The organism is Aquimarina sp. AU58 (assembly GCF_900312745.1).
GTDB classification, from domain to species: Bacteria; Bacteroidota; Bacteroidia; order Flavobacteriales; family Flavobacteriaceae; genus Aquimarina; species Aquimarina spinulae.
Map to the genome: position 1 here is coordinate 23654 of NZ_OMPD01000003.1, position 24679 is coordinate 48332.

19 protein-coding genes and 1 pseudogene are annotated in these 24679 nt (G+C 31.8%); 15 read left to right on the top strand and 5 right to left on the bottom strand.

The annotated features are described in order from the left end of the window. Window positions 1-3: 3 nt before the first annotated feature. From DK441_RS00145 to DK441_RS00200, 12 genes and pseudogenes are all read left to right on the top strand, one after another. Window positions 4-2178 (top strand): M3 family metallopeptidase, encoded by a 2175-nt coding sequence (locus tag DK441_RS00145; RefSeq protein WP_109096950.1) that lies wholly within the window; start codon window positions 4-6, stop codon window positions 2176-2178. Window positions 2179-2336: 158 nt separating this feature from the next. After that, the gene (locus tag DK441_RS00150) at window positions 2337-3137 is read left to right on the top strand and encodes a hypothetical protein (protein ID WP_109096951.1); all 801 of its coding nucleotides are present in this window, start codon (window positions 2337-2339) and stop codon (window positions 3135-3137) included. A 15-nt stretch (window positions 3138-3152) separates the two neighbouring features. Next, window positions 3153-4220, top strand: a complete 1068-nt coding sequence (gene rsgA, locus DK441_RS00155) for a ribosome small subunit-dependent GTPase A (RefSeq protein ID WP_109096952.1) — start codon at window positions 3153-3155, stop codon at window positions 4218-4220. Window positions 4221-4237: 17 nt separating this feature from the next. Continuing rightward, window positions 4238-4948 carry a hypothetical protein gene (locus DK441_RS00160; RefSeq protein ID WP_109096953.1) on the top strand — a complete coding sequence of 237 codons (711 nt, stop codon included), beginning with the start codon at window positions 4238-4240 and terminating at the stop codon, window positions 4946-4948. A gap of 53 nt (window positions 4949-5001) precedes the next feature. Next, window positions 5002-5478 carry a hypothetical protein gene (locus DK441_RS00165; RefSeq protein WP_109096954.1) on the top strand — a complete coding sequence of 159 codons (477 nt, stop codon included), beginning with the start codon at window positions 5002-5004 and terminating at the stop codon, window positions 5476-5478. Window positions 5479-5484: 6 nt separating this feature from the next. Beyond that, a complete protein-coding gene (locus DK441_RS00170; RefSeq protein WP_109096955.1) occupies window positions 5485-6219 on the top strand; it encodes a hypothetical protein in 735 nt (244 codons plus the stop codon). 50 nt (window positions 6220-6269) lie between these two features. Further along, window positions 6270-9137, top strand: a complete 2868-nt coding sequence (locus DK441_RS00175) for a pitrilysin family protein (protein WP_109096956.1) — start codon at window positions 6270-6272, stop codon at window positions 9135-9137. Between the two features lie 500 nt (window positions 9138-9637). After that, on the top strand, window positions 9638-10054 hold the full coding sequence (locus DK441_RS00180; protein ID WP_160111861.1) for a hypothetical protein: 417 nt from the start codon (window positions 9638-9640) through the stop codon (window positions 10052-10054). A gap of 193 nt (window positions 10055-10247) precedes the next feature. Next, a complete protein-coding gene (locus tag DK441_RS00185) occupies window positions 10248-11411 on the top strand; it encodes a leucine-rich repeat domain-containing protein (protein WP_109096958.1) in 1164 nt (387 codons plus the stop codon). A 45-nt stretch (window positions 11412-11456) separates the two neighbouring features. Continuing rightward, entirely contained in the window at window positions 11457-12698 is a 1242-nt protein-coding gene (locus DK441_RS00190; protein WP_109096959.1) for a leucine-rich repeat domain-containing protein, read from the top strand. 100 nt (window positions 12699-12798) lie between these two features. Continuing rightward, window positions 12799-13305, top strand: coding sequence for a helix-turn-helix domain-containing protein (locus DK441_RS00195; protein ID WP_109096960.1), 507 nt, complete (start codon window positions 12799-12801; stop codon window positions 13303-13305). A gap of 67 nt (window positions 13306-13372) precedes the next feature. Continuing rightward, window positions 13373-13861: pseudogene (locus DK441_RS00200) on the top strand (transposase); the annotation flags it as partial. Window positions 13862-14058: 197 nt separating this feature from the next. Here DK441_RS00200 and DK441_RS00205 read toward each other — a convergent pair. Continuing rightward, the gene (locus DK441_RS00205; RefSeq protein WP_109096962.1) at window positions 14059-14910 is read right to left on the bottom strand and encodes a M57 family metalloprotease; all 852 of its coding nucleotides are present in this window, start codon (window positions 14908-14910) and stop codon (window positions 14059-14061) included. A 542-nt stretch (window positions 14911-15452) separates the two neighbouring features. Between DK441_RS00205 and DK441_RS00210 the strand changes: the two genes are divergently transcribed. Further along, on the top strand, window positions 15453-15962 hold the full coding sequence (locus DK441_RS00210) for a hypothetical protein (RefSeq protein ID WP_109096963.1): 510 nt from the start codon (window positions 15453-15455) through the stop codon (window positions 15960-15962). On the opposite strand, the gene rimO is transcribed toward DK441_RS00210, so the two are convergent. Next, window positions 15959-17260 (bottom strand): 30S ribosomal protein S12 methylthiotransferase RimO, encoded by a 1302-nt coding sequence (gene rimO / locus DK441_RS00215; protein WP_109096989.1) that lies wholly within the window; start codon window positions 17258-17260, stop codon window positions 15959-15961. The two genes, DK441_RS00210 and rimO, sit on opposite strands and share 4 nt — an antisense overlap. 151 nt (window positions 17261-17411) lie before the next feature. Here rimO and DK441_RS00220 point away from each other — a divergent pair, with 151 nt between their 5' ends. After that, a complete protein-coding gene (locus tag DK441_RS00220; protein WP_109096964.1) occupies window positions 17412-18515 on the top strand; it encodes a serine hydrolase in 1104 nt (367 codons plus the stop codon). A gap of 8 nt (window positions 18516-18523) precedes the next feature. Here DK441_RS00220 and DK441_RS00225 read toward each other — a convergent pair whose 3' ends face one another. The 3 genes from DK441_RS00225 to DK441_RS00235 all read right to left on the bottom strand — a co-directional run bounded on the left by DK441_RS00225 (window position 18524) and on the right by DK441_RS00235 (window position 22536). Continuing rightward, window positions 18524-21079, bottom strand: coding sequence for a TonB-dependent receptor (locus tag DK441_RS00225; protein ID WP_160111863.1), 2556 nt, complete (start codon window positions 21077-21079; stop codon window positions 18524-18526). Beyond that, complete coding sequence (locus tag DK441_RS00230; protein ID WP_109096966.1) at window positions 21036-21953, bottom strand: FecR family protein; 918 nt, start codon at window positions 21951-21953, stop codon at window positions 21036-21038. The genes DK441_RS00225 and DK441_RS00230 overlap by 44 nt, the downstream gene beginning before the upstream one ends. Window positions 21954-22017: 64 nt before the next feature. Next, the gene (locus tag DK441_RS00235; protein ID WP_109096967.1) at window positions 22018-22536 is read right to left on the bottom strand and encodes an RNA polymerase sigma factor; all 519 of its coding nucleotides are present in this window, start codon (window positions 22534-22536) and stop codon (window positions 22018-22020) included. A 102-nt stretch (window positions 22537-22638) separates the two neighbouring features. On the opposite strand from DK441_RS00235, the gene DK441_RS00240 reads away from it, so the two are divergent. Next, window positions 22639-23691, top strand: a complete 1053-nt coding sequence (locus DK441_RS00240; RefSeq protein WP_160111865.1) for a hypothetical protein — start codon at window positions 22639-22641, stop codon at window positions 23689-23691. Window positions 23692-24679 lie beyond the last annotated feature (988 nt).

Sequence of the window (24679 nt, forward strand, 5' to 3'; positions counted from 1 at the left end):
ATCATGATTAACTCACACCTCTCTACAACCATCAAGACTGTAGCCTTATCGGCTATTGTGCTTTTAGCCAGTTGTAACCAAAAGAAAGAAACTGTGAAAACTACAGCAGAATCAGAACCTAAAGAGACAACAAATGTCTTATTAGAAGAATGGACCGGATCATTTGGCGGTACTCCTGCATTCGATAAAATGAATGTTACCGATATAAAACCAGCTCTTGAAAAAGGAATGGAACTTAATCTTAAAGAAATTGATGAGATTGCGAATAATGCTGAGGCTCCTACTTTTGAAAATACCATTGTTGCTATGGAGAGAGCTGGAGCAGAACTCGATAGAATTTTCACATATTATGGTATCCTAAGTAGTAATATGTCTTCGCCAGAATTTAGAGATGTTCAAAAAGAAATGGCTCCTAAACTATCAGAGTTTAGTTCTAAAATATCACAAAACGAAAAATTGTTTAAGCGTATTAAAACCGTTTATGACAATGCTCAAAAAACGCCATTAGAGGCAGATCAACAACGTGTGGTAGAGCTTACTTATAAATCTTTTGCCATGAATGGAGCAGAATTAGACGAAGAAAAGAAGAAACGTTATGCAGCAATCAACAAAGAATTATCAGAACTGTATACCAATTTTTCGAATAATGTATTAGAAGATGAAGAAGGGTATGTAACCTATCTTACCAAAGATCAATTAAGTGGTTTATCAGAACCCTTGATCAAGGCATATGCAAAAGCAGCTACAGATAGAGATCAGGATGGTAAATATGCAATAACTAATACAAGATCTTCTATGGATCCTTTCCTTACGTATTCTGATGAACGTGCTATACGTGAAAAAGTGTGGAGGAATTATTATTCTCGGGGAGATAATGGAGATGATAAGGATAATAATGAAAATATTGCCAAAATCCTGAAACTAAGAAAAGAACGTGTTGGATTATTAGGACATGATAACTATGCAGACTGGAGGCTACAAAATCGTATGGCTAAGAATCCTGATAATGCAATGAAACTTATGAATGCCGTTTGGCCAGCTGCTATAGCCAGAGTAAAAGAAGAAGTAACCGATATGCAGGCGGTGGCAGATGCAAATGGAGATAAGATAACAATCGAACCATGGGACTATCGTTACTATGCAGAAAAAGTAAGAAAAAAGAAATACGATCTGGATTCTGATGAAGTAAAACAATATTTACAATTAGATAAATTGAGAGAAGCTATGTTCTTTGTAGCTGGCGAATTATTTAATTACAAATTCACTCCGATTGAAGAAGGTAAAGTTCCTGTTTTTCATGAAGATGTAAAAGTATGGGAAGTAAATGACAAAACCTCTGGAGAACATATCGGCCTATGGTATCTCGATCCATTTGCCAGACCTGGTAAACGATCTGGAGCGTGGGCTACCACATATAGAAGTCATACTACTTTTGATGGTAAAAAGAATGTACTCGCTTCTAACAACTCTAATTTTGTTAAACCAGCTCCAGGAGAAGCAGTTTTAGTTTCCTGGGATGATGCTACGACTTTTTTCCATGAATTTGGTCACGCTTTACACTTCTTTGCTTCCGAAGTAAGATACCCAACTCTTAATGGTGGTGTACGTGATTATACAGAGTTTCAATCTCAATTGTTAGAGCGTTGGTTATCTACCGATAAAGTCATTGACAATTATCTGGTACATTACAAAACCGGAGAAGCAATCCCAAAAACACTGGTTGATAAAATTAAAAAAGCCGCTACTTTTAATCAAGGGTTTGCTACAACAGAATACCTGGCTTCTGCCTTAATGGATATGAGATTTCATTTAGCAGATCCAACTAATATTGATGTAGATAAATTTGAACAAGAAACTCTTACAGAATTAAATATGCCAAAAGAATTAGTAATGCGTCACCGCACACCACATTTTGGGCATGTATTTTCTGGAGAAGGATATGCTACCGCTTATTATGGATATATGTGGGCAGATGTACTTACCTCTGATGCAGCAGAAGCTTTTGCCGAAGCTCCAGGAGGATTTTATGATAAAGAAGTTGCCGCTAAACTAGTAAAATATCTTTTTGCACCACGTAATGCTATGGATCCAGCAGAAGCGTATCGCAAATTTAGAGGACGCGATGCAAAGATCGAAGCCTTAATGAGAGACAGAGGATTTCCGGTTCCTAAGTCGTAACCAAAAATAACACATGTAATTAAAATACACATATGCCATTATAACAGAAGGTATATGTGTATTTTTATATAAGAGCTGTACTTCATCATTATAAAAACTAAACCACACCAAGTTTAGAATAGATGTAACCAGGATAAAAGAACTAATAAGAAGCTTTTATGAAATACATATATAAATCAGCATTTGTACTTTGTGTTATTGTACTTTTTTTTAATGGAAAAAAATATCAAAAAAAATCATCTATGGATATCGTTAGAGGACTTAAACCTGCCATTGCCGAGTTTACCGATTTAGAGCAAAAACTCGTTATAAAGGTTGCCAAAAAACTAAAGAACAATGGATTTCCGGTTGATGATGTAACAAGAGTTCACCTCAAAAAAAGAATGCTTTATGATAAAGATTATTATGCTAAGAATGAAATTACATTTTTTGTAAACCCAGGAGTTTATAAAGAAAATGAATTTAATTGGGGAATAGAAACAATCACTATAGACTGGGAAGACCCTTCTGTTGTAAGAACACCAGATGGAGGTATCGAGTTTATGGTAGGTAATAAAATAAAACCCGAAGATCTTGTGATAAATCTTTATGGGATGAACGATTCTTATTCACACCATACACTTTTAAAAAATCATGATAGTATTATAAAAAGAATAAATAATGCCTTATTGGCCAATACTTTAGAAGAAATTAAGCATTTCACTTCTCAAGGGATAGCAGGGTTACTTAGAAATTACCTAATTGTAATAACAGCATATAATGAAAAAGAAAATGTATATGAAATGGCAATAAGAAGGATAGATCATGATCTTATTGATTCGAAACATTATAATAAACTCCTTGAGCAGTATCGTTTAAAAATAGATATAAATACATCTAGAATAGAAGTATTAGATAGTTTTGACCCTACTTTCTTTCCTACCCCAGCTACAGTACCACCAATTAAAAAGAAATTTTAAAAAACAAAACACAGCATGACAATTCAGGATTTAGGATACAATAGTGCCCTAGAGCAATTTAGAACCGAACAAAATTTGGATTCTTTTGAGGTAGGCAGAATACTATCTGAGCATAAAGAAAGGTATGTTATTAAAACTCCTACACAAGAATTTGATGCAGAACTCATTGGTAATTTAAGATATACAGCAGAAAGTAGATATGATTTCCCTGCTGTCGGAGACTGGGTTGCCTTTTCTGAGTATGATGAAGGTAAAGCTCTAATTCACGCTATTTACCCTCGAAACTCTATTATAGAAAGGCAGGCCGTTGGTACATCAGGAAAAGTGCAAATAATTGCAACAAATATTGATTATGGTCTCATTGTCCAGGCTGTTAACAGAGATTTTAATATAAACAGATTAGAAAGATATCTAACGATCTGTAATGCTTCAAAAGTCGAACCTATCATTATTTTAAGTAAGATTGATTTACTAGATGAAGCCGGTTTGCAGAATATCATAAATCAAATAAAACAACGAATCAAAGACATTACAATACTTACAGTTAGCAATCAAGTAGCCAAAGGATATGATATTCTAAATCAAATTATCCTAAAAGGAAAAACGTACTGTTTACTTGGATCTTCTGGAGTTGGAAAATCTACTCTTCTTAATAACCTTGCAGGTAAGCAACAAATGAAAACGGGAGAAATAAGTGCGAGTGTAAACAAAGGAAAGCATATTACAAGTCACCGAGAGCTAATCGTATTGGATAATGGAGGGATTTTGATTGATAACCCCGGAATGCGAGAAGTTGGAATTGCAGACACATCAAGTGGATTAGAAACTACATTCGAAACCATCATCGAATATGCTGACAATTGTAGATTTAAAGATTGTACACATGTGCATGAGCAAGGCTGTGCTATATTAGAAGCTGTTGAAAACGGAGAAATTGATAAAGATTCGTATTCTAATTTTCGAAAAATGGAAAAAGAAAAAATACATTTTGAGTCAGATAGTAAGGAGAGGAAAAAGAAAGATAAAGACTTAGGAAAAATGATTAGAAATGTTCAAAAGCAGAGAAGAAATAATAAATACTAATAAAATGTAATCAATATATGAATAACAGTATAAACCTGGAACCAGAAAAAATTATTAAAACCATCGATCTACTCGAAAAACGAGTTTCGGATCGATTTCCTGATTCGGGACTTAGAAAAGTTTGCTTTCAATTCCTGCATACTGCTCAAAAAAGTAAACAAAATATTGATTGGATCTCTTCTCCAAATATTTTACTTCGCGTATTTTCTCATATGATCATACTAATTGGTTTAGGAGGATTGATCTATAGTATCACTTATATTGATTTACAAATTGAAAATACTACTCTTGCTAATGTTGTTACGATTTCTGAAGCTATTTTTAATGATATCATATTATTAGGAGCTGCAATTTTTTTTCTTTTTTCACTAGAATCCAGGCTAAAAATGAAACGAGCACTAAAATCTCTTAATGAACTTAGGGTAATTGCTCATGTTATTGATATGCATCAATTAACAAAAGATCCTAATGTCGCTGATGCGCCAGAATGTGCTACAGAAAACTCTCCTAAACGAACTTTTACTAACTTTCAGCTTCAACGATATCTTGATTATTGCTCTGAAGCTACAGCCCTGGTTGGTAAAGTTGCGGCACTATATTCTCAAAGTCTACCAGACGAAAAAGTAGTAAGAGCAGTAAATGAAATCGAAATATTAACTACAGGATTAAGTAGGAAAATATGGCAAAAACTCATCATATTAAACGAACAAAAAACCAATAAACAATAATTAGTTGACACAAAAAACAGCCTAAAATCTCGTCAAATAATAAAAATAAAAACATGAATCAAGATACTATAATCAAACAGATAACAACAGATCTTCTAGAAAGCTTTACCTTCTTTGCAGATTCTAATTATACCGGATATGACCCTTTACATCCGGTTTCTAAGATTGTATTTGCCGCACAGGGAGAGATCACTACGCCTCCTGATTTAGGTTTTATGGGATATGGAGGCGGATCAGAAGGAGAAGCCTTTAGTGATTGCGGGGTATTAGATCTAGAAGTTTTTTTTCCGTTAAATGAAGAAGGCGATTATTACCGTGAAGATGATGACGAGTATAAAGAAAAATGTTTTCATAATGCTTGTCAGGCAGTTGTACAGGCACTTACTGTTATTGCCAAAAGTGACGAATTTCAAAAAATACCTAAAGAAGGTCCTGTCATATTCGTTTTAAACCTGATAGATCAATTTAATAAAGTATTATGTAGAATTCATCCCGATGGAGAGGTTGAATTACCACCAAAAAAGGAGTAACATACAATGGGAAAAATCAAATTTCTAATCATAATGATAATACTCTTTTCCTGTAATAGTGAAAAGAAGCAGGTTCTTGAAAAAAAAGATGCTAAAGAAGAGAGTCCTATAAAAAACAAATCATCTCTTGGCATAAATAAAGAGGAAAATACAAAAGACTTTACTAATTTTATTGCTGACGGTTTTGAAATTGCTGTAGTTCAAAATAAGAAAAAGATAGTATTTGGAGATTTAAATCAGGATGGTTTTCAGGATTTTGTGGCTGTACTAGTAAATTCGAATACCAATATAGAGGACAATGATCCCGAAGAGGTTAGAATTGCTATATATGAAGGATTAGAAAATGATAGGTATATACAAAAGGCCCTAAGCGGAAACTTAACTTCTGCATTTATTTATAATGAAAACCCAACACTTAAAATAACATCGCCAATACTAAGTGTTAGTCATCAATCTATGCGACACGATTATGAGGTAAAATTTAGATTCGAAAAAAAACACAATGGCTATATGCTTATTGGCTCAGAATTAAATAACTATGGAAATGCTACTCATGATGGAGCGGGAAACACCAGCATTAATTTTTTAACAAAAACAAAAATTAAGAAGGTATTTGCATATGATCATGAAAAAGAAAAATTAAAAGAACTGAAACCTGTTGTAACAAAAATCGAAGAAGACCTTATATCAATTACTCAAATTAGTGACCTCAACATATATAAAATTATAGGAAGTGAATAAAAGTTAATATCGCATATAAAAATTTCATACTCATCAATACTTTATCAATCATGAAAACAATTAAATTTTTAGTATTCATTCTAGTCATATCAGGAGTTTTGGTTTCCTGTAAAAAGAATACAGTAACAGAAGAATCATCTCAAGAAATCGTTGAAAATAAGGATTTCAAAGTCGATTTTGAAAAATTTACACTCGATAACGGATTACAGGTGATATTCCATATCGATCGATCAGATCCTGTTGTTGCTGTTGCCCTAACTGCGCACGTAGGTTCTGCTCGTGAAAAAGAAGGAAGAACCGGTTTTGCACACCTATTCGAACATTTACTTTTTCTCGAATCAGAAAACTTAGGAAAAGGCGGATTAGATAAAATGAGTGCTCGCATTGGTGGATCCGGAGCAAATGGTTCTACAAGTCAGGATCGTACAAACTATTACCAGACTGTACCCAAAGATGCACTTGAGAAAATGATTTGGGCAGAAGCTGATAAATTAGGTTTTTTTATCAATACCGTTACCGATCCCGTTCTGGCCAAAGAAAAGCAGGTGGTTAAAAATGAAAAGCGTCAAAGTATAGACAATCGCCCTTATGGTCATGTTAATTATGTAATCGATAAAAACATGTATCCTGCAGATCATCCATATAGCTGGCAAGTAATTGGGTCATTAGAAGATTTACAAAATGCAACACTACAGGATGTAAAAGACTTCTACAATCATTGGTATGTTCCTAATAATGTTACACTTACTATAGCTGGAGATTTTGATTCAGATCAGGCTAAAACCTGGGTGCATAAATATTTTGATGAAATTAAACGCGGAGAAGATATCCCTGCATTAGAAAAACGCCCTGTGGTTTTGACAGAAACCAAAAAATTACATTATGAAGATAATTTTGCACGTCTTCCGCAATTAACGATGACCTGGCCAACCGTACCTGTATATCATCCCGACTCATATGCTTTAGAAGTACTTTCTACCTATTTATCTGAAGGAAAAAAAGCTCCTTTCAATAAAGTATTGGTAGAAGACAAACAACTTACTCCCGAAATTACCATGTTTAATTTTGGATCAGAATTAACAGGCCAATATCATTTAATTATTCGTGGATTTGAAAAAACAGATTTAAATACTATCGACAGTGCTGTTTCTGAAGCTTTTGCAAAGTTTGAGACCGAAGGCATCTCACAAGAAGACCTTGATCGTATTAAAGCAAGTCAGGAAACCGCATTTTACAATGGGCTATCTAGTGTACTGGGTAAAGGATTTCAGTTAGCACAATACGAAATTTTTGCAGGAGATCCCGGTTTTATCAATCAGGATGTAAAAAATATCCTTGCAGTTACTATTGACGATGTAAACAGAGTATATAATCAATACATCAAAGGGAAGCATTATGTTGCTACAAGCTTTGTGCCTATTGGGCAAGCTAATTTGGCTTTAAAGGATTCTAAGCTTGCAGAAGTAATCGAAGAAAAAATTGTAGAAGGAGCAGAAGAAAATTTTGATGCCAGTATAGTGGCAGATTACGAAAAAACACCTTCGAGTTTTGATCGTTCTACAGAACCGCCATATGGAGATACTCCCGAGGTTACAGTACCACAGGTATGGCAAGATCAATTTTCATCAGGAATTGAAGTATACGGGATACAAAATGATGAAGTTCCTTTGGTACAGTTTAGAATAAACATAAGAGGAGGTTTATTATTAGAAAAACCAGATAAAGTAGGTGTATCAAACTTATTGGCGCAACTTATGACTAAAGGTACTCAAAACAAAACTACCGAAGAATTAGAAAATGCTATAGAAAGTCTGGGCGCATTTATTAATATTTCTGCGAGAGATGAAAGTATCGTGATAAACGGGAGTACCTTATCCAGAAACTACAATAAAATTATGGCATTGGTAGAAGAAATGATTCTTCAGCCAAGATGGGATCTTAAAGAGTTTGAGTTAATCAAACAGAGCGTTATTAGCCAGATTCAACAAGAAAAAGCAAGTCCCAGAAGTATTGCCAATAACGAATATGCTAAACTAAGCTACGGAAAAGATCATATTCTTTCTCATAATAATTTAGGCACAGAAACTTCTGTATCTACTATTACAATAGAAGATCTTAAACATTATTATAACACTAATATAGTTCCTAATGTTACCAAAATTCATGTGGTAGGTGATATTACAAAAACTATGACAAAAACATCTCTGGCAAACCTCAATACCAAATGGCAGCACAAAGAGGTTAAATTTCCGGATTTAGACGCACCTAAAGCTCCGCAGCAATCCAAAGTATATTTTTATGATGTACCCGATGCTAAACAATCTCAATTGCGATTTGGATATCCCGCATTAGCGGCAACAGATCCAGATTACTATCCGGTGCAGGTTATGAATTATCGTCTGGGTGGCGGTGGTTTTGCATCACAACTCACACAACAATTACGAGAAGGTAAAGGATATACCTATGGTATACGCTCTGGGTTTTCGGGAAGCACTATCCCGGGAATGTTTACTATATCTAGTGGCGTAAGATCTAATGTTACCTATGAATCTGCAGATTTGATCAAGGAAATCCTGAATAACTACGGAAAAAACTATACTCAAGAGGATTTAGACATCACCAAAAGTTCTTTAATAAAAAGTAATGCAAGAGCTTTTGAAACCTTTAATTCTAAATTGAATATGCTAACTAATATGAGTACATTTCAATACCCAAAAGATTATGTTACGCAAAGAGAGACAATTGTAAATAATATGACCGTAGATGAGATCAAAAAACTAACGGGTACATATCTAGATCCTAATAAAATGATTTATCTTGTGGTAGGTGATGCAAAAACACAGCTCAAAAAACTAGAGCAGTTAGGTTTTGGTACTCCTGTTTTATTGAATGAAGAAAATACCGTAGTTAAGGATTAAAGTTTCTGATTTATTGTTATAGAAACTTCTTAAAATAGTGAACACAGGTTTATTCTGAACTTATTTCAGAATAAACCTGTGTTGTATTCATTGTATTGATATAAATAATGGAAATCTATATTTTACCTGTTGTCATCAATCCATAGCCTATTATCGTATAGCGATTAAAAGTCACTGTTTGTAAAACGATTTTTTAACATACATCCAGAGTCTTTGAAAATATAATTAACTAAATTTTATCAGTATCCATCAGGGAAACACATCTAATTAACTAAGAAGTGGTTTAAACAACAATCGACAAGGTTAGAAACAAATTTAGTGTAAATCCTAATCTTTAACTTGTGTAAATCATGTTCCTTAACGAACACATTGCCTAGTAAATTTCACTGGATACAGGGTAACATGATTCTAAAATTGCATCATACTTTTGTACAACAAAAACACATTAAAACAAATTCGAAACTGTTTAAATACGTGTTATTAATCAAAAAAAACAAAAAATGAAGACCATAAAGATGCTTTTAAGTTGTCTGTTGATACTAATCAGCACAGTAACAATTGCCCAGGAAAAACAAGGAAAAGAAGAAAATGAATCAGAGATGGAAGTTACTGACTTTTATTTTGTGAATAGTGAAGATGAAAGAATTGAAGATGCAACTATATCAGATAAATTTGTATATCTAGTAATCGAAACTAAAAATGGAATAGGAGAAGAAGTTAATATAGAAATGGATGATCAGGAGGATGAGTTTATCTATGAGAATAAATATTTAACGATTCATGATAAGATTACCTTTGTAATTAAAAAAGATCGTCAGCGTACCAGACTAGAAATTTATGATCCTTCTAATGAAAAACATCAAAAACTAAAAGAAGAAGCGCTGGAGAGACAAAATAAGACAATTTCTCCTGAATAATATATTTTGGATAAAATTGTTCAACGTTTTATTACCCATAATCCAATGACAGCAAACCAAATTAAAATTAACGTGATCTAAATGGTTTTATTTTTTTATTATTAGAGAATCGTATCATACAATTGCAACTATCTCCTACTGTTTCTTATAAAAGAAAGAACACCCTATTTTACCATGTATTTAACTTAATCTTATGAAAGTACTTACGTTGAGCATTACATTACTTCTCTTTATCACTTCAATATGGAGTCAGTCTCATACAAAATCTAATTCCTATACTTCAAAAAAAGCGATTTCGAAACCTACATATATAAAATTTAGTGATCCCACGTTAGAAGATGCCATTCGAGAATCGATTTCAAAACCAACAGGTAAACTTACCATAGAAGACGTTAGTTCTATTTACAGGTTAAACATTGAAGATCAATACATCACCAATTTTAGAGGTATTAAACATCTTAAAAATTTAATAGAACTGAAGTTGTATGGAGCAACTATTGATAACTTTTCTGGGCTTTCAAAATTAACCTCTTTAAAAGTGTTAAATCTGGCAAATACGAATATCAAAGATATCCGTATTTTATCAAAATTCATACACCTGGAAAGACTATATCTTCAATCCAATCTGATCACAGATATTAGTCCACTAAAAGGGTTAACTAAATTAAAAAGATTGCAACTTTCCGAAAATAACATCATCGATATTTCACCACTTGCACAGCTTTCAGAACTTACTTTCTTAAGTATTGCGTATAACCCGATTAAGGAAGTTACTGCACTAGTAAAACTGAACAAGCTCGCAAAACTTAATCTCTCATCTACTGAAGTATCCTCATTACTACCACTAAGCAACCTTATGAAATTGCAAACATTAGATATTAATGATCTACAGATAGAAGATATCAGCCCTATAAAAAACCTCAAACAACTTCATGAATTGCGAATGTTTAGTAATAATAAAGTCACGAACATCTATTCTTTAAGTGCACTCACAAACTTAAAAAAACTGGCCATTCAATATTGTAATATCACAGATATCACTCCTTTATCCGGGCTAACTAATCTAGAAAAACTAACTATGGGAAGCAATAACATAAGTGATATTACCGCCCTACAATACCTCATAAATTTAGAAGAATTAGAAATATCCAAAAACAAAATTAGTGATATCACTCCCTTAGCAAAACTTCAAAAATTAGAAAGATTGTTCGCCACTACAAATAAGATTAAAGATATCAGCCCTCTTTTACAAATGGAAAATTTATCCGAAGCATATATGATCATAAATCTAGTTTCTCCTGATGACAAGATTCTTGAACAATTGAGAGACAAAATGGATATTACAATTACAATGTAAATCCTATAGCCTACTTTTTTAAAACGCTAAGAACTAAAATATTGAATGACACCATACGCTACACTTTTAATTGCATTTTTTTCATTACAACTACTTGTTGCCCAATCTGAAATTCAGTTTAATGACGTAAATCTTGAACATTATATTCGAAAATCTATAGATAAATCAACTGGTCCAATTACCACAGAAGATGTAAAAGACATCAAATCGCTATACATTTATACAGGACGTATTACCTCTTTGCAAGGCATAGAATATCTCGTTAATCTAGAAGTACTCGTTTTACAAGGGTTAGCAATAACAGATATTACTCCACTCGCAACACTCACTGACCTAGAGTTTCTAGAACTACCTAGAAATAAAATCACTGACCTCTCTCCATTAGCCAATCTTACAAATCTTTTAACATTAAGATTAGCAGAGAATCAAATCGAAGATATCACTCCATTAAGAAAACTTACCAAATTAAGAAGATTAAACTTACTCAAAAATCCTATAAAAAATATTGCCCCCTTAGCACACTTAAGTAAAATTTCATGGTTGAATCTATCGAATACAGAATTAAAAGATATTACACCATTGCAAAAATTAAAACGACTGTATGTATTATTACTTAGTGGTAATGAAATTGAAGATCTAACTCCTATTTCTTCTCTTTTGCATTTGGAACAACTTGATCTAAATGACAATGAAATTAAGGATCTTAATCCTATAGCGCGTCTTACTAATATACAGGCACTAAATCTTTCTAATAATCAAATCAAAGATATCCGTTCATTAAAAGCAATGAAGGATTTAATAAATCTTAAAGCTGAAGAAAATCATATATTAGATATTTCGGTATTACATACATTAACAAACATACAGTACCTATATCTATCAAAAAATAACATACAAGATATTAGCGTTTTATCAAACCTAAAGGCACTTAAAAATATAGAAATTGCGACGAATAAGATTAGTGATATGTCACCGCTTTCGAAACTAAAATTCTTAAAAGAACTAAACTTATCTTTTAATTTGATTACGAAAATTAAAGTTTCTTCAAACCTCAAAAAACTTGGTTCTTTATCATTAGAAGGAAATGAAATCGCCAGAATAAAACCTATTACCAAATTATCATCACTTACTTATCTAATACTATCCAATAATAAAATAAAACGATATTCAAGTTTAGCAAAACTTCCAAGAATTCAATATATCGATCTAGAAAACAATCGTATTAAAAATCACTATCAAAAAAATGCGTTTAAAAGATCCTGTACCTTAAAATTGAAAGGAAACTAATCAAGCAGAGACTCTATAACCAATGTAACCCCTTTCTTGAATATGTGATTATAATACCATTTCTTTTTTGAATTTTCTCAAATAAGTTGTATTTTTAGGTATGGCCAAACATATCAGTCTAACGGTTAGTGAAAGTATTAAAGAGCTGAAGGCTTCCCTAGCCAAACAGCCTACCATTTTAAAGCGTAGCCGTATAAAAGCTCTATTATTAATTAAAGAAGGAAAAGTTGTCTATACCCGTGACATTTCTAAGAAGTTGAAATATGATCGTAGAACGGTCTATAACTGGATTAAGACCTATGAATCTCAAGGGTTGGTTGGATTGATCAAAGTTGCTAGTGGAGGCAATAACACTCCAGTGCTATCCTCTGAGATTAAGCATGGTATTAAGGAAAAACTTTCTCAACCCGATACCAACATTACCAGCTATGTTGAATTATTGGATTGGGTAAGGTCTACTTATGGAGAAGAGGTAAAATACAAGACTCTTTACACTCATTGCCGTAATCATCTGAAAAGCCGGCTAAAAGTTGCCAGAAAATCACATCACAAAAAAGATCCACAGGCTATTGAAGCCTTTAAAAAAACTACCCAATACGCTCGATGAAATTAGAACCAGTCTTGATAAAAATAAATACACTAGTGTGAACCTTTATTTTTAGGACGAATCCCGTTTTGGACTAATGACCAAACAAAAACGTGTGTTAATATCTAAAGGTATTCAACCTGTATGCAACTATCAACACAGTTATAAGTGGCTTTGGTTATGGGGATGTTTTTCTCCAATAACAGGAGATACATTTTATAGGGAAACTCCTTTGGTATCAAATGATATTTTCGAAAAATTCCTTGAAGATTTTTCTAAACAAAACCCCAAAGAACTTAAAATAATAATCATGGATAATGCAGGGTTCCATGCTTGTCAGAATATTCAAATCCCTGAAAATGTAAAGCTGATAAGAATACCACCATATACGCCTGAGCTTAACCCTGCTGAAAAGGTATGTCAATGGGTGAAAGATAGAACAGCAATGAAAATGTTCACTTCAACTCGACAATTACAACAAAAGATAACCCAATTAGTACATCAGCTTAAACCTGAACTAATAAAATCAATTACTGCATACGATATCTATACAAAATTATTTTATGAGAAATTTTAAATCCGAAATGGTATTAGCCAAAAAACAAAAGAATCAATTTAAAAAAGACTACCCTTATGGCAGTCTTTTTTGTTTTAATCGTTTTTCTTAAATTTTTATCTCCTAAAAAGCATTATTTTTTCTGTGATAATAAAAAAACCATCCCTAGTTAACAGGATGGTTTTATAAAAAGTTCAAAGCTTTCTAATACCTTATTCTTAGTACATGTACCTTAAAGCTATTCTATCATAATTACTAAATTCCCCATCTTCATTACCACTAAAACAAGCAATCATAACAGAATCGGTATCTAAACCTTGTTGACCTGTTTGATTAGCTGTTGGTGTACCAGGAACGTGAATAGCTCCAATGCTACCTTGCCCTTCGTTGTTAGAATCTCTACAATTTCTTCGAGCATAATTTGTATGTCTGAGACCAACCGCATGCCCCATTTCATGAGTCATTAAATGTTCTACTACATTAGCACTATAATTATCTATACCACCGTATATTTCGATGAATTTTCCTGGTCGACCTCCACTAGGGAATTCTGCCTGTCCTCCTGCACTTGATCCTCCAAAATTTTGAACTACAATATCACCATTTGTGCTAGCCGAAAAGGTTAGCCTAAAAGTTAACGAAGTACTAACTGCATTATAATTATTTACAGCCCACTGTAAACCAGTACGCATTTTACTCGTTAATGCACGACCTCTTCCTGTATAACCGATAACATTAATTGTACGTCCTTGACTTACCAGGTTCCTAGTTCTATATTGCTTAGTACCATTATCCATTTTTTCTAAAGCCTGTTCTGCTAAATTATCAAGAGCTATAGCTATATCATGAGATTTGATTGCTTTTGCTGTTGATCCATCGGGACGTTTCAGAGTTATATATTCTGCCCCATTAGGGTTAACTCCTGCATCCAAAAGCCCTTGAATATGAGCTTTTGATAACGGTTCTTTAACAGCTTCTTCTTGTGTTTCGCTAGAAACCTCTTTTTTCTCGCAAGATGTTGTAAATCCTGCAACGATAGCGCAAAGCGCTAATAATTTGATTTTTTTCATTCTAATTAAATTGAGTTTGTGTAGTTATTAAAACTAAAAAACAGAGTTTTTAAACTCTATTTTCTAAATACAATTATGTAGAAAGCTTTGAACTTTTCTAAATTTTTGCGCTTTGAAGATATGCTATTTTCACAAAAGAATATGTCATTTTTTTAAACTATTTATTAAAAATATCCCAAAATCATGTGATTCTTCTAAAAAACTATCAAAAAAAACAACTTTTAAATAATAAGAAAATCGATCAAATACACAGTTCATAAGCGAATAAAGTGTTAAGACAAAAGGCTAATAACGATACTATAGAAAATTGAATCAAAAAGAAGAAAAGAAACGAGAGTTTTTTCCTACGAATTGTAAAATTCAAGTTTTCAAAAATTATTAAACTTTATTTTTTTAAATATTTAACAAAAATTAGAAAACTGCGCTTTTATTAAACAAAAAGAAAAATTAAGGAAACTAAAAAAACCAATTACATACTTTTAAGATGACTCTTTTTATATAAAAAAATCAAAACAGTATCTTTAAAAAATAATACCAAAAAAATGAAAACGCTAAATAGAGTTCTTTTTCTTCTTTTTATTGGATTTGGATGCTTCCAAACTATTGCTCAAGAATCAATAGATCATAAATACAAAGAATTTAATTTTTGGATTGGTGAATGGAATGTATATAAACACAATACAGATTCTATTGTAGGAAAAAGTAAAATAGAGTCTATTATAGACAATAAGGTAATTAAAGAAACCTATCATTCTACAACATCAAAATATCATGGTACTAGTCTAAATAAGTATAACCCCAGAACAGATCAATGGGAGCAATTTTGGGTAGATAATAGTGGTCTTACTTTACACATTATCGGCAATCTTGAAAAAGGCAAAATGATATTACAAAATGAAGTAATTACAAAAAAGGGAGTCGTATTAAATAAAATTAAGTGGCAAAAAAATAGCGATACTACGGTACGACAAACCTGGTATCAAAGCACTGATAAAGGACAAAATTGGGTAACTGTATTTGATGGTGATTATAAACCTGTAAAAAAGAATTAAATTACCTCACCATATAAATCAAAATCTTCAGCTTCATTTATTTTTACTGTTGTAAAATCACCTGTTTTTAGGTAATACTTAGAGGCATCTATTAGGACTTCATTATCTACATCTGGGGAGTCAAACTCGGTACGACCTACAAAATAATTTCCTTCTTTACGATCCACAATTATTTTAAATTCTTGTCCAATTTTTTGTTGGTTTAGCTCCCATGAGATTTGTGATTGGATCTCCATAATCTCGTTAGCTCTTTCTATTTTTATTTCTTCTGGCACATCATCTTCAAGATTAAAAGCATGAGTATTTTCTTCATGAGAATATGTAAAGCATCCCAAACGTTCAAAACGCATTTCTTTTACCCAAGCTCTTAAGGTTTCAAAATCTTCCTGCGTTTCTCCTGGATATCCAACAATAAGTGTGGTACGAATAGCCATTTCGGGAACAGCTTCTCTAAACTCTTCGAGAAGTTTTGTTGTTTTTGCTTTGGTAGTTCCTCGTCGCATCGATTTTAGTATCGGGTCAGAAATATGCTGTAACGGTATATCGATATAATTACACACTTTTGGTTCTTCTTTCATTACTTTAAGCACTTCCATAGGAAACCCAGTCGGAAACGCATAATGCAAACGTATCCATTCTATTCCGTCAACCTTTACTAATGCTCTTAGTAAATCTGCTAATTTTCTTTCTTTATAAAGGTCTAATCCATAATAGGTTAAATCCTGTGCAATCAGAACCAATTCTTTTACTCCATCTGCAGCTAACTTTTCTGCTTCTATCACTAATTCTTCAATAGGTGTAGATTTATGAGTACCTCTCATCAAAGGTATTGCGCAAAAAGAGCAAGGGCGGTCACATCCTTCGGCAATTTTGAGATATGCATAATTTTTTGGAGTTGTAGTTAATCGTTCTCCAATCAATTCATGTTTATAATCGGCTCCCAAAGCTTTTAATAATCCAGGAAGCTCTGTAGTACCAAAATATTGATCTACATCAGGAATTTCTTCCTCCAAATCCGGCTTATATCGTTCGGATAAACAACCTGTAACAAAAACCTTATCTACTACTCCTTCTTCTTTTTTCTGTACATACTCTAAAATAGTATTTACAGATTCTTCTTTGGCATTAGCAATAAAACCACACGTATTAATGACAACAATATTTCCTTCCTCTTCATGAACAACTTCTTTATTATTGGCTCGCAGTTGCCCCATTAACACCTCACTATCATATACATTTTTACTACATCCTAGTGTAACTACATTGATTTTGTTCTTCTTTAATGTCTTTGTTCTCATATCTTCCGGATAAAGGTGTGCAAAGATACAAGGATTAACCAAAGTATACGGCATAAATTCAATAACTATATCAGTATAATCCAGATTATACCACAAAACATCAATTAAACCTTTTGTATATTGTAGAGTCCAAGTCTACAAAACCCAACCTATGAAAACGAAATCTATACCATTTCTGGTTTTGATATTGTGCTTTACTCTATCTTGTTCTGATAATGAGTCTATAGAAACAATAGATAATGAAACGATTAATATCGATTCTAACACCTTATATTTTCCGCCTATTGATTCAGATACCTGGGAAACTATATCTACTCAAGAATTAGGATGGAATATCAATAATGAGCAGCCACTATATGATTTCCTTGAAGCCAAAAACACTAAAGCGTTTATCATTCTTAAAAATGGAAAAATTGTTATTGAGAAATATTTTAATGGAGGAGCAGTTTCTGATCATAATCCCTGGTATTCGGTAGGAAAAACTTTAACTGCATTTACAGTAGGAATTGCCCAACAAGAGAATTTACTAAATATCAATGACATTTCGGCAACATATTTGGGGACCGAATGGGCTAATATTACTACCGAACAAGAAAATGCAATAACGGTTAGAAATCATTTAACCATGACAACAGGTTTAGATTATAATGTTTTGAATCAGAACTGTACAGATTCTGCCTGCTTTACCTACCTTAATGATCCTGGTAATTTTTGGTATTATCATAATGCTTCATATACGATACTAAAAGATATCATTTCGGGAGCTACTAATCAAGAGTATAGCTATTATTTTGATTCAAAAATCAAAAATAAAATAGGAATGAACGGTACATGGATTACTCTTGGTTATGTAAACATTTACTATAGTACAGCTAGAAGTATGTCTCGTTTTGGTTTGCTAAACCTAAATAAAGGAACCTGGGATACTACAGAAATTCTTACTGATCAAAATTATTTTACACAAATGACCTCTACTTCTCAGACGTTAAATCAATCCTATGGTTATTTATGGTGGTTAAATGGGAAATCAAGTTATAGGATTCCTGGATTTGAAAACGAATTCATTGGGTCACTAATTCCCGATGCTCCAGAAGATCTTATAGCAGGTCTGGGTAAAAACGATCAAAAACTATATATCGTTCCTAGTCAAAATCTGGTTATCGTAAGAATGGGTGATGATACGGGCAGTTCATTATTAGGACCTTCTGGATTTGATAATGAATTATGGGAAAAAATTAATCTACTAATTAATTAATTTGGTTTTTAAAAAGAAACTCGAAAAACTACATTAGGAGTAACTCCTAATGTAGTTTTTCGAGTTTCCTGAGGGATCTTTTCTTCATTTAATGAATAATAATTCGTAATAGTATTTTTATTATTAGTAACATTCCAAACAGATACACCTGTATGCGCTTTGATTCTTTTAGTTAGGTTAAAATCATAAACTGCCGAAAAGTCTAATCTAAAATACTCCTGCAATCTATCACTATTAGCTCTGTCATAATTAATTTCTTCTTCAACAACGGATTCTGACATTACTGGTCTAGTAGTTGGCAATCCTGAATTCCAATTAAGTCCTGCCGAAATTTTAAACCCTCTAAATGAATAGGCTCCTCCCCAAGTAATAGAATGTTTAATATCTATATTGTTAGGAAATTCTCTTTCTTTAAAAGTTTCAAAAGCATATTCATTATTGGCATATGAATAACTTAGCCACGTACTGATATTTACAAACCGTTTATTAACCAAGAACTCTAATCCACTAACCGTAAAATCACCAATAGATCTTACAAATTCATACTGATTTTGAAACCCCTGGCTTCTTGCCGTAATGCCATTTATCATTTTGTAATACCCTTCTACTGTTATCAACCAACCTTTCCGATTATATTGTAATCCTGATGAAATCTGCTTACTTTTAATTACAGGTATATCAACATCATTGGCTAAAATCCATCTTCGTTTCTCAATACCCAAAAAATCATTCTGAAAGTTGATCACTTGAGAAGTGTTTTGATGTTTAAATTCGCCCTGTACCTCTAGATTAATATATTTACCTATACGTTGATTATATCTCACTCTGGGTTCAACAAAATGTGTGTTAAACTTTTCATTATAAGTATACCGAACACCTAGACTAAGAAATAACCTTTTATTTTTTGTTTTATAATTAGCTTGAGAAAATATACCATGTGTTCGGATTACTCTAACTTGCTCTTCAATAAAAATAGGAACATCAACATCATTTAGGTTCGTGATTCCGGTTTCGATAAATTGATATCCATTTTGAAGAACCACATTTCTATTTAACTTATAAGATGTATTAAGTTTAACTCCTGTTTCTGAAACTTTATTTTCTTGTAAAAATCTCTGTCCTTGTTGAAGGTTTGCATTCGTAGACTTTAATCTATAATCTGTTTCATATAGTTGTAAAGAAGAAATAAAGTTTTTATTCCAATTTCTTTCATACCAGATACCTCCGGCAATACTACTTTGTATAATATTGCTTTGGCGAGAAACTGGTTCTGAATTTATTGTTGTATTTTCGGTAAAGACTAAGTCATTATTAATCAATAAAAAATTAGCTCTAACTTTATCTCTGTCTGAAAATTTATAATTCCATCTTACATTAGTATCATAAAAGTCAAACTCAATATCAGAATTAGACACTTCTTCTTCATTATTACTATCTAATTCACTATCCTGTGATATCCTATCAAAATAACTAGAATACGTAGGTGTTTTCAAAAATTCATTAATCGATTTTCTAGTAGAAAGTTGTAAAGAAGATTTTTTACCAATCGGAATATCAGCAAAAGCGTCTACATTAATCATATTTACACCTATACTAGCAGAGAAATCACTATTCACCTCTGCGTCAGAATTCATTATAATTGTTCCTGAAACTCCATCTGTATGTTCTGAATGTGTTCCATTTTTTATTAGGGTAGCTTTTGATGTTATATTTGGATTAAAAACAGATATCAATCCAAAAAAATGACCCGACTGATACATTTTTATACCATCCCACATAATCAGATTTTGATCGTGGGTTCCTCCTCTTATATTTATATTTGAAACAGTCTCATCTGCACTTTGAACTCCTGGTAAAGCCTGTATTGTTTGTAATACATCAGTTTCAATAAGTCCTGGAAGAATTCCGAAGTTTGAATAATCTATCTTAAAACCTCCTACATTAGTTTTACTTATTCCTTTTGTGATATAATTTTTAAGAATGATTTCTTGTAAATCAATAGTTTTAGGTTCTGGATAAATAGTTAAGCAACTCTCGTTTTGAAAAGACGTTATAGAAAGAGTTAAGGTTTGATACCCCAAATGATCGATCGTAATATTTTTTTGATCTTCTTTAATCTCAAGTTCAAAATATCCTTGTTCATTACTAATTGCCGATACATTTTCACTTTGAATTGTAGCACTTTGTATAGGGGTGCCTATGCTGGTTTTAATTTCTCCACAGATTACCAATGATTTATTACGTTTATTAATTGAAACAAAATTATTCGCCAGAATGGTAAAAATAAGATGGGTTTCTTTTTCGAGGTAGCTAAGAGCTTCTTCAAACGTTAGATCACTATGCGGGGATATAACAACTATATTTTCAATAACATCGTTTGCATACGTAAACTGAAATGGATAGCGATATTCTAAATCATAGATAATGGCGGCAAGAGGTTGTTTCTTGATTTCGTTCTGACCATAAATGTTTACACAAAAGGCAAAAAACAATACCCCAATGTAACTGGTATTCTTTACATTACTCTTTACTTTTTTGGAATGTAATATGATTAGACGTATCAATTGAATAGTTTAAATCTAAAGGTAAAGTTATAGATTTTAAACCATCTTGTAAATTATTATGAACGAAACCACCTGTAAAAATACGTTGAGTATCAATATTATCAATTGAAAAGGTCACATCATAATGCCTTTCAAACTCTTTAATTACTTCTACAAAAGGGACACTTTTAAAGCTACTTGTATTACTTACCCATGACGGAAAAGAGTTCGAATTCTTCTCAAAAGTGATATTATTTTTTACGATTCTAAAAGAACTTCCAGCAGGAATATTTCTGGTAAAATTCTCGTTACGTGTTAAACTTACCAAACCTTCAAGACAAGTTACTTCAAAATAACCATCTCGACTTTTTACATTAAATTGAGTTCCTAGCACAGTGACAACACCAAAAGATGTCACCACATCAAATCTACTACCTTTAGACACTTTAAAAAGAGCTTCTCCATCAAGGTTAACACTGCGTATTTTATCCCACTTCTTCTCATTATAACGTATTGAAGACTTTGAATTAAGAGTTACTTCTGAAGCACCAGGAAGTTTAATAGTTATCTTTTCTCCTATTAAAGTATCTACATGTGTATCACCAAACAAAAAGAAAAGGGATGTAATTCCCAATACAATTACCACAGTCGCAGCAATTTTAAGCAGTGGTTTATACCAACCAATATTTTTAACTTTTGATTGGTTTTTATCATGGATTCTAGCGTAAAAAGTTTCTAAATCAGTAATTTCTACAACTTCAGAAGCTTTAAATTTTTTAGCACCTTCAAGAATTTTGATATGCGAATCATAATCCTTCAAATTCTCAAAAGCTCTTCTTTCTTCCTCCGACAATTCGTCTGATAACCACTTTTTTATTAGATATTCTTTATCCATTTTTAAGTACTCCTTTATATATATAACAACTCAATATCTATTTTCCCTCCGTTTTATTCCGAAATTATTTAAATCCGTCTAATGTATTCTTCAATTTATTGTACGCTACATGAATTCGATTTTCGATAGCTTTTCGTGTTGTACCAAGCATTTCGGCTATTTCTGCTTGTTTTTTACCTTCTACTTTATTCAACAAAAATGCAACACGTTGATCTTCGGTCAAAAGACTTAATGCATTTTGATATCGTTTTAAGAATTGTTCTTGTTCGAGAATGAACTCAGGAGATTCGTTAGTATACTCTTTTGGTTTGATCTCTTTATATCGCAAAACCACTTTTTGGTGTTTGATTTCATTAAGCATCATATTATTGGCAACTGTAAACAGAAAGCCTTTTGCTTTATCTGGAGTAACTTCTTTGCATTTATCCAGAAGCTTCATAAAAGCATCCTGCATCTTGTCATTAGGATTTAAAGATTCTCCGAATTTATAATAGAGATATTTAAATAAATCTTTAGAATATTCTTTATAAATCACAGAAAACACAGTGTCATCGCAAACATTTTCACGTAGTTTTTCTGGCATAAAACAATAAATATTTTTAATAAATGTAAAAAATATAAAATAATTAAGGGATTTTTAAACGTTAGTTGTTTTTATAATAGAAGGCTTTTCTAAAATAAAAACATGAAAACACAACAAAATTTCATTTTACTTTTTTTGCCCCTGATTATATTAATCATGTTCTCATCATGTAGAAGTGAGTCCGATATATTTATAGAAGATTTTGAAAATCAACCAATTAAACCTACTTCAAAAGCAGCAGATTTGATGCTAAAAGTTTCTATGAATGATGGATCTATTGATAATATAATTGATAATTCTACTTGTTTTACAGTAAAATTGCCAGTTACTGTAATTGCTAATGGATCAGAAGAAATTATTAACTCCGTTGAAGATTTTCAAATCATTGAAGATATTTTTGCGGAGTTTAATAATGACACAGATGAATTAGAAATTATTTTTCCCATTACAGTTATTTTTAATGATCATACCGAGGTTAGTGTAGAAAACCAAATTGAATTAGAAACCATAAATAGTAATTGCACAACCAACAATGAAAATATAGAATGTGTAGATTTTAAATATCCTTTCTCTATTTCGGTTTTTGACTCTCAAAGTGAACTTCTGGAAACTATCACTTTTAATAGTGATAAGGAATTATTTAAGTTTTTGAAAAAATTAAAAGAGGAAGACATTGCAACTATAAACTTCCCTATTACGCTCATTTTTTCTGACAATACAGAAACAACAATCACCAGCATAGAAAATCTGGAACAAACTATTGAAAACACCATAGATAGTTGTGATGATGATGATACCACTACTGATCTATTTACCCAGACTATTACAAAAGGAAAATGGGAAGTTCAAAAATATAAGGATAATCAAAATAATGAAACTCAAAATTACAAAGATTTTGTCTTTACTTTTTCTGAAGACGGCTCTGTATCTATCGAAAACATAGTAACTAATGAGATCATTAATGGTAGTTGGTCTTTAATTACTAGAGCAGATGGAGGCCTTGATGCTAATTTAGAATTTGGTTCACAACCTCCTCTGGATAAACTTAACAACAGTAATTGGAATGTGAAAAAAACACAAGAAAATAGAATAATGCTAGATGATAGAAAAGATGATGGAATTAGCAAAGATGAGTTATTTTTTAAAAAAATATAATACTTAAAAGGGAAATATAGAAAAGTATTGAGTACGAATAAAATTATAAAGTTATGGTAGCAAAGAATAAAATATTAATAGGAGGAGCTTTAATAATTGTATACTGCATTTTTTTGGTTTACATTTTTATAATCAAAATGAATATTTACAATTAATAATAAGAATTTAATATAATAATTATCGCTGGGAACAAATTGTACCGGAATACACTAAAGGGTTTAATAAATCGTCTGACAGGGGTAATTATCAGAAATTAATTAAATCATTACACGTCTCTAAATCAAATATTTAGAGACGTTTTTTTTTAACATTCTTCTACTTCGCTTATTTAATTGTAACTCGTTTCAAAAAACCTTTAAAATACTTTTAGTAATAAACATAAGCCTTTTTTAGATATTCTTTATAAATCATAGTAAACATATTATGGTCACAAACATTTTCATCTATTTTTCTTGTATGAAATGATGATCTCTTTTTTTAGTAAAAAACATAAATAATTAAAGGGATTTTTAAAAGTTAGTTGTTTCTATATTATAGGCTTTATCGAAAATACAACCATGAAAATGTAAAAGAGCTTTAATTTAATTTTTGTTATCAAACTTTAAAATGAAATACTTTCAAATACAATAACTTACTAGTTAAACTTAATAACAATTCTCAAATGTCTAGATTAAAAATAATTCTAAAGCGCAAAACTCTCATTTATGGGGTTTTGATGATAATCTATTGTATTCTATTGTTCTTAATATCTTTAAAAGCAACAGTTATTTAATTGAAAGTACACAAAAAAGCAGGGATGTGTATACACGCATTCAGTTTTTATAAACCTCTGAAAATAGATTTAATTTTTCATACGTAAGATCATTTTTTTTATTACTTCGGGGGTTTATCATTATATTTTTATTTGGGAAGAAGAGGTTATCTGAAAAGGTGATCTCTTCCTTATTTATAAAACCCCATACTTAACAGGTATCTTCTTTTCTTTTGA

What these genes read in the sequence shown, in the direction of transcription:
- DK441_RS00145 (WP_109096950.1), top strand. Translation starts at nt 4, where the DNA reads ATGATTAACTCACACCTCTCTACAACCATCAAGACTGTAGCCTTATCG.
- DK441_RS00150 (WP_109096951.1), top strand. Translation starts at nt 2,337, where the DNA reads ATGAAATACATATATAAATCAGCATTTGTACTTTGTGTTATTGTACTT.
- rsgA (WP_109096952.1), top strand. Translation starts at nt 3,153, where the DNA reads ATGACAATTCAGGATTTAGGATACAATAGTGCCCTAGAGCAATTTAGA.
- DK441_RS00160 (WP_109096953.1), top strand. Translation starts at nt 4,238, where the DNA reads ATGAATAACAGTATAAACCTGGAACCAGAAAAAATTATTAAAACCATC.
- DK441_RS00165 (WP_109096954.1), top strand. Translation starts at nt 5,002, where the DNA reads ATGAATCAAGATACTATAATCAAACAGATAACAACAGATCTTCTAGAA.
- DK441_RS00170 (WP_109096955.1), top strand. Translation starts at nt 5,485, where the DNA reads ATGGGAAAAATCAAATTTCTAATCATAATGATAATACTCTTTTCCTGT.
- DK441_RS00175 (WP_109096956.1), top strand. Translation starts at nt 6,270, where the DNA reads ATGAAAACAATTAAATTTTTAGTATTCATTCTAGTCATATCAGGAGTT.
- DK441_RS00180 (WP_160111861.1), top strand. Translation starts at nt 9,638, where the DNA reads ATGAAGACCATAAAGATGCTTTTAAGTTGTCTGTTGATACTAATCAGC.
- DK441_RS00185 (WP_109096958.1), top strand. Translation starts at nt 10,248, where the DNA reads ATGAAAGTACTTACGTTGAGCATTACATTACTTCTCTTTATCACTTCA.
- DK441_RS00190 (WP_109096959.1), top strand. Translation starts at nt 11,457, where the DNA reads ATGACACCATACGCTACACTTTTAATTGCATTTTTTTCATTACAACTA.
- DK441_RS00195 (WP_109096960.1), top strand. Translation starts at nt 12,799, where the DNA reads ATGGCCAAACATATCAGTCTAACGGTTAGTGAAAGTATTAAAGAGCTG.
- DK441_RS00205 (WP_109096962.1), bottom strand. Translation starts at nt 14,910, where the DNA reads ATGAAAAAAATCAAATTATTAGCGCTTTGCGCTATCGTTGCAGGATTT.
- DK441_RS00210 (WP_109096963.1), top strand. Translation starts at nt 15,453, where the DNA reads ATGAAAACGCTAAATAGAGTTCTTTTTCTTCTTTTTATTGGATTTGGA.
- rimO (WP_109096989.1), bottom strand. Translation starts at nt 17,260, where the DNA reads ATGAGAACAAAGACATTAAAGAAGAACAAAATCAATGTAGTTACACTA.
- DK441_RS00220 (WP_109096964.1), top strand. Translation starts at nt 17,412, where the DNA reads ATGAAAACGAAATCTATACCATTTCTGGTTTTGATATTGTGCTTTACT.
- DK441_RS00230 (WP_109096966.1), bottom strand. Translation starts at nt 21,953, where the DNA reads ATGGATAAAGAATATCTAATAAAAAAGTGGTTATCAGACGAATTGTCG.
- DK441_RS00235 (WP_109096967.1), bottom strand. Translation starts at nt 22,536, where the DNA reads ATGCCAGAAAAACTACGTGAAAATGTTTGCGATGACACTGTGTTTTCT.
- DK441_RS00240 (WP_160111865.1), top strand. Translation starts at nt 22,639, where the DNA reads ATGAAAACACAACAAAATTTCATTTTACTTTTTTTGCCCCTGATTATA.